Source organism: Candidatus Accumulibacter vicinus (assembly GCF_000584955.1).
Classification (GTDB): Bacteria; Pseudomonadota; Gammaproteobacteria; order Burkholderiales; family Rhodocyclaceae; genus Accumulibacter; species Accumulibacter vicinus.
In genome coordinates this window covers 58,716-62,890 of the sequence record NZ_JDSS02000037.1, presented here as the reverse complement: position 1 = coordinate 62,890, position 4,175 = coordinate 58,716, and the positions used below count along the sequence as shown (strand labels likewise).

General features: G+C 59.1%; 7 protein-coding genes. 2 read left to right on the top strand and 5 right to left on the bottom strand.

Annotated elements, in window-relative coordinates; all coding sequences use genetic code 11:
• Positions 1-252: hypothetical protein (locus CAPSK01_RS16115; RefSeq protein ID WP_034928984.1), on the bottom strand; the 252-nt coding region annotated here is incomplete at its 3' end.
• Between the two features lie 5 nt (positions 253-257).
• On the opposite strand from CAPSK01_RS16115, the gene CAPSK01_RS23415 reads away from it, so the two are divergent.
• Positions 258-446, top strand: a complete 189-nt coding sequence (locus CAPSK01_RS23415; RefSeq protein WP_273703852.1) for a hypothetical protein — start codon at positions 258-260, stop codon at positions 444-446.
• Position 447: 1 nt separating this feature from the next.
• Here CAPSK01_RS23415 and CAPSK01_RS16105 read toward each other — a convergent pair whose 3' ends face one another.
• The 3 genes from CAPSK01_RS16105 to CAPSK01_RS16095 form a co-directional block, all read right to left on the bottom strand.
• Positions 448-1,119, bottom strand: coding sequence for a zeta toxin family protein (locus tag CAPSK01_RS16105; RefSeq protein WP_273703851.1), 672 nt, complete (start codon positions 1,117-1,119; stop codon positions 448-450).
• A 38-nt stretch (positions 1,120-1,157) separates the two neighbouring features.
• Positions 1,158-1,754, bottom strand: a complete 597-nt coding sequence (locus CAPSK01_RS16100) for a hypothetical protein (protein ID WP_273703850.1) — start codon at positions 1,752-1,754, stop codon at positions 1,158-1,160.
• 142 nt (positions 1,755-1,896) lie between these two features.
• On the bottom strand, positions 1,897-2,721 hold the full coding sequence (locus tag CAPSK01_RS16095) for a TIGR04255 family protein (protein WP_034928975.1): 825 nt from the start codon (positions 2,719-2,721) through the stop codon (positions 1,897-1,899).
• Positions 2,722-2,891: 170 nt separating this feature from the next.
• Here CAPSK01_RS16095 and CAPSK01_RS23410 point away from each other — a divergent pair, with 170 nt between their 5' ends.
• A complete protein-coding gene (locus CAPSK01_RS23410) occupies positions 2,892-3,062 on the top strand; it encodes a multiubiquitin domain-containing protein (RefSeq protein WP_273703849.1) in 171 nt (56 codons plus the stop codon).
• 107 nt (positions 3,063-3,169) lie between these two features.
• On the opposite strand, the gene CAPSK01_RS16090 is transcribed toward CAPSK01_RS23410, so the two are convergent.
• The gene (locus CAPSK01_RS16090; protein ID WP_034928972.1) at positions 3,170-4,114 is read right to left on the bottom strand and encodes a hypothetical protein; all 945 of its coding nucleotides are present in this window, start codon (positions 4,112-4,114) and stop codon (positions 3,170-3,172) included.
• Between the last annotated feature and the right edge of the window lie 61 nt (positions 4,115-4,175).

Sequence of the window (4,175 nt, the reverse complement as noted above, 5' to 3'; positions counted from 1 at the left end):
CAGTGTTTTGCCGGCAAGCTGTGGACCAGGTTCGAGGGTGGCGAAGCTGCGCGCCGGGAGGTAATGGCCGCCGGTGGCCGCTGCCTCGCGCTTCAACGATTTGGTCTTGCCGGCACCGGGGTCGCCCAGCAGCACATAGGCCGGCACGGCACGCAAATCCTCCAGCGGCTGGCTCTTGCGTTCGCCGCTTTGCTCGTTGCGCGTCGTGCAGGTGCGCGGCACCAGCAGGTCGGGATCGCAGACTTGGCTCAAAACCAGTGCTCCGCCGGATAGGAAAGGAACTCGGCCAAGGGGATGCCACCGTCGCCGATCAACAGGTGGCGGCAGGCACCGAATTGGCATTCGAAGGCGGCAAGGCCGCGCAGTTGCGCCGGCATGGCACCGCTTTTTACTTCGATGGCGACGAGTCGTTGTCCGCGTTCAAGGACGAAATCCAGCCGGGGTGATTCACATTGCACCGGCATTTAACCGATAGAAGGTGCTCTCAACTTGGTGCCACCACGCCGGTGGATATTCATCCTTGACACCCAACCTCCCATTCTCAAAGAAAGCAATGTCCCAGTAGGTATCCAAGTCGTCCTCGCTGCGATCTTCGCTATTGTCGAAAAAGATCGCCAGCGTGGCGATGCGGGCGCCGTGCGCGAAATTCAGAAGCACCCGCTCGTAGCGACCCTCGATCTTGTCGTCGCGGACATTGTGGCCCCCCTTGGCGTGCCGGATGGCCACGCGCGCCTTGGACTTCTCAATCGATCCTAGACCGACGGCAATGAGCAGCACCAAATAGCCGCGGCGACGTGCTTCATCCATAAACCCAACCTTATCTTGCTCGGGATCGGAGAACACGGTTTCGAAGCTGAAGTTGATCTCCCGGTCGAGGTATTGCTGGCGCAAGCGGGTCGCTTCCGTCGCTGCACGTTCCTCGAACTCCTCCTTGGAAAGGCTGTGCTCACCCAGATCGAAGGTGATGACCTTCTCGATCTCATCTGGATTGATGTGTTCCGTCAAGAGGCAGGCGAGGGCGCTGGCGATCCGCTCGCGGTAGATCGTGGTTTTACCGGCACCGTTATGGCCGGCGATCACCACCAGAAGGCGCCGGTCCTCTTCGGCGATCTGATCCAAGCGCGCCTGCAATCGCTCCAGAAAGACTTCAAGCGGACTCAGCTTATCCCCTTTCGAGCCTTGCGCCCGGCGCCGAGGCCAGCGAAAGCGCCTGTCAGCGCCGTTGCAGCCTGGGTCGCGCGCTCACCCTCCTCGCGCCGCCTATCTGCCGTGCTGGCGACGAGCACCTGGTAGGCGGTCTGCAGAACCTCATGGTCGATTTGTGGAGCTTTTAGAAGGTCGAGCATGGTGTTGCCGGCGGGCAGCAGCGCATAGAGCCACCTCCCCTTGAGAGACGGGAGGTTCTGCCATAATTGCGCCGCGCCGTAGAGTTGCTTGAGGCGGTCGCGATTTTCGTGGGCGCGCACTTGCTCCATGTCAGTGAGCTTCATCCACTGATAGGCCGTCTGCCGCGTGATACCGAAAACCTCGGCAGTCTCACTGATGTTCAGGCCGAAGACGGTACGCACTCCATCCAGAACGGACGCCGGGGAGAGCGCGACGGGTGGCAGCGCGGCCTCCAAGTTCAACTCCATCGCCGCAGGGGTTTCTTCCGGGAGGTCGATTTGATTCTTGGTGATAACGATGTAGGCGCCGGTCGTCGCCGAATGGCCTTCCCGCAAATACGGAGTGGCGTGGTTCAACAGCGTCCACATGCGCGGAACGCCTTGGAAAGGGTCAGACTGGTCCTCAACGAAGGCGCTTCCGGTTCCTTCGCCATAGAGAGTACGCATGGCACCCCGACGGATGGCGAAATCGCGGCTGGCCTGCGCTTGTGAATTGTGCATCCTCTCCTCCTTATACCGGCTGGCCCGACCACTCGGCCTCGGCTTCCGGCGTAATGATACGGCCAAATGCCGTGCAGATATCGTCGCGAAGACGCTGGAATTCCCCAGCGATTTCTTCCGCCAGCATTCGGCGGGAATCCACGCGCCAGCGGTCAATGTCCAGAACCGCCGATGGCTGCCCTTCGGAGTATTTCCCAAATAAGGCGGGAGGGGGCTGAACGGAACCATCGAGATCTGGCGGCAGGGAAGGTGGTGCAAAGCCACGGCCAAACTGGACACGCATCGCCCCATCGGTCCCTCTGGGGTATTCGTGACTCATGAAGGCAGTTTGGGCGATTTCGCCGAAGACGTTGGTCAAGTGGCCGAACCCGTCCTTGAAGTAGTCCTCGGGCACTTTCCCAGCAGTGGGAATGATGAAGTCAACGTAACGCAGGCCCAGCCGCTGCACCTTGACCCCTCCGGTGGCGCACAGGCAGTCCAGCATGGACCGCCATTCCGCCAGAAAGTGCAGCGAATCCTCGTAGAGGGAGGTGGTGTAGGTCATCACTCCGTCCTGAAGGCGCAAAGCACGTCGATTGTCGTCACTGCGCAGTTCGCGGCCAACCTCGCCCTCGTTCGACTTGGATTCCATGGCTGGACCGGGCGTATTGCCAAATAAAAACGTCACTTGCCGCACGGCCTTCATGGCAGGAAAGCGTTCGCCCAGCGCAGCCTTGAGGCGCGCAGCAACCTCCTTGTATTCGGTATCAACTTCGGGATCAAAACGGACTTGCGCCAGCACAAGGGCCAACGGCGCGTTGGGCCACTTGCCCAGCGCCTGCTCGTGATTGCTCACGGTTATACCTCCTGTTGTATGGGTGGGGTACAGCGTCTGTTTGCTTTAATCATACACGTTACTTGACAATTTGTGAAACCCGGTTGTACTATTAGACACGCTAACAGACATTCTGTGGAGGGCGGCAATGTATGAGATCACTTACCCAACATCTCACAAGGAGATTTGAAATGAGCAACTCCAACAGTGGTCAGGCTCCCGGTCAGAACAAGACCGTCCTCATCATCGTCAATGGTCGCCCGCGCGAGGTGACCGGAAAGTCGATTTCCTACGAGGAGATCGTTAAGCTGGCTTTCCCGGACGATCGTGTGCTTGGCGGCTCACGGCTTGAAGTTTCCTGATGGACTCCCTGAAATGTCAAACTTTTCCAGTCCTCCGGCAAAGCCGGGGGATTTCCCATTTTTGGTTAACAGTGGGCTGCACCCCGACCCGCGTACGATCGGATCGATCAGACGGCCGCCGGATCGAACGTATGCGCCGATGCCCGTAGCGCCATCAGATATTCGCTGGCGCTGCAACGCTCACCGGAGAACACCAGTTTCTGGGAGGGAAAACAGGCAAAGGCGCGGGCGGTGTCCTGCATCACTGCAAAACCCGACATCTCGCCTGCGCGCCGCCACAACTTTGCCAAGCGAGCAGCATGCTCGTCTGCGGTTTCCTGCCGATGGCGCTCGGCATATTTCGGGTTGACGAAGAAAACGGTCTTCCGCAGGATCGCCGGGTTGTCGCCGATGTATTGCATTTCCCAACTGACACCGTTGTCGCCGTCCAGTATCTTTTCGTCAAATATCATCACGATCACGCGCGCCGCATCGGTGTAGTGGCGCACATCATTGCGCCAGTGCGATTCTTCCTCCGGGGTTCCCGGGGGATCCGGTTCGGAGAACTTGCGCAATGCTCCGAACGGGGAAGCCTTGTCCTTTTCTTCTGGCTTTCCCAAAGCCCTCGGCGGTGCCCACGACATGAACTCCGACAGCAACATGCGATCCAGGTTGAGGCGCCACCGACGCGGCGACATCAGCAGTTGTAGGGGGGTTCGTGGCGAGTTCTTCAGCGTCACCTGATCATCATCGAACGACCGAAGAAAAATCAGTGGGGCACGTTGATCCCAAGCGAGTCGGTCAGCGGCACTTTTGGCCGCAAGGTACTCACCCCCACGAGACAACCAGTACGCAAAAAAAGGCAATATCGCGACAGCAAACACGTACTGGAGCACCATGCCGGTGCGGGCAAATTTACCTTTTTCCGCAATGCACCCGGCCAGCGCGTTGTTGGTGAAACCCACACAATCGGTGATATCAGCCTGCGCCTGAAAGCTCTGGAACCACATTCCCGCTACCATATTGATGCCGGCGATGGCCAAAAACACCATCGCCAGGAGCAGCAACAGCATGCTCAGCCTGGCAGACCTGACGGATCTTCCCCCAGCCAGCAAGCGCAGTTATGCTGTAACT

Bases quoted from the DNA above. Each gene is read 5' to 3' on its own strand.
- CAPSK01_RS16100 (WP_273703850.1), bottom strand. From the start codon at position 1,754: ATGTGGACGCTGTTGAACCACGCCACTCCGTATTTGCGGGAAGGCCAT.
- CAPSK01_RS23410 (WP_273703849.1), top strand. From the start codon at position 2,892: ATGAGCAACTCCAACAGTGGTCAGGCTCCCGGTCAGAACAAGACCGTC.
- CAPSK01_RS16090 (WP_034928972.1), bottom strand. From the start codon at position 4,114: ATGCTGTTGCTGCTCCTGGCGATGGTGTTTTTGGCCATCGCCGGCATC.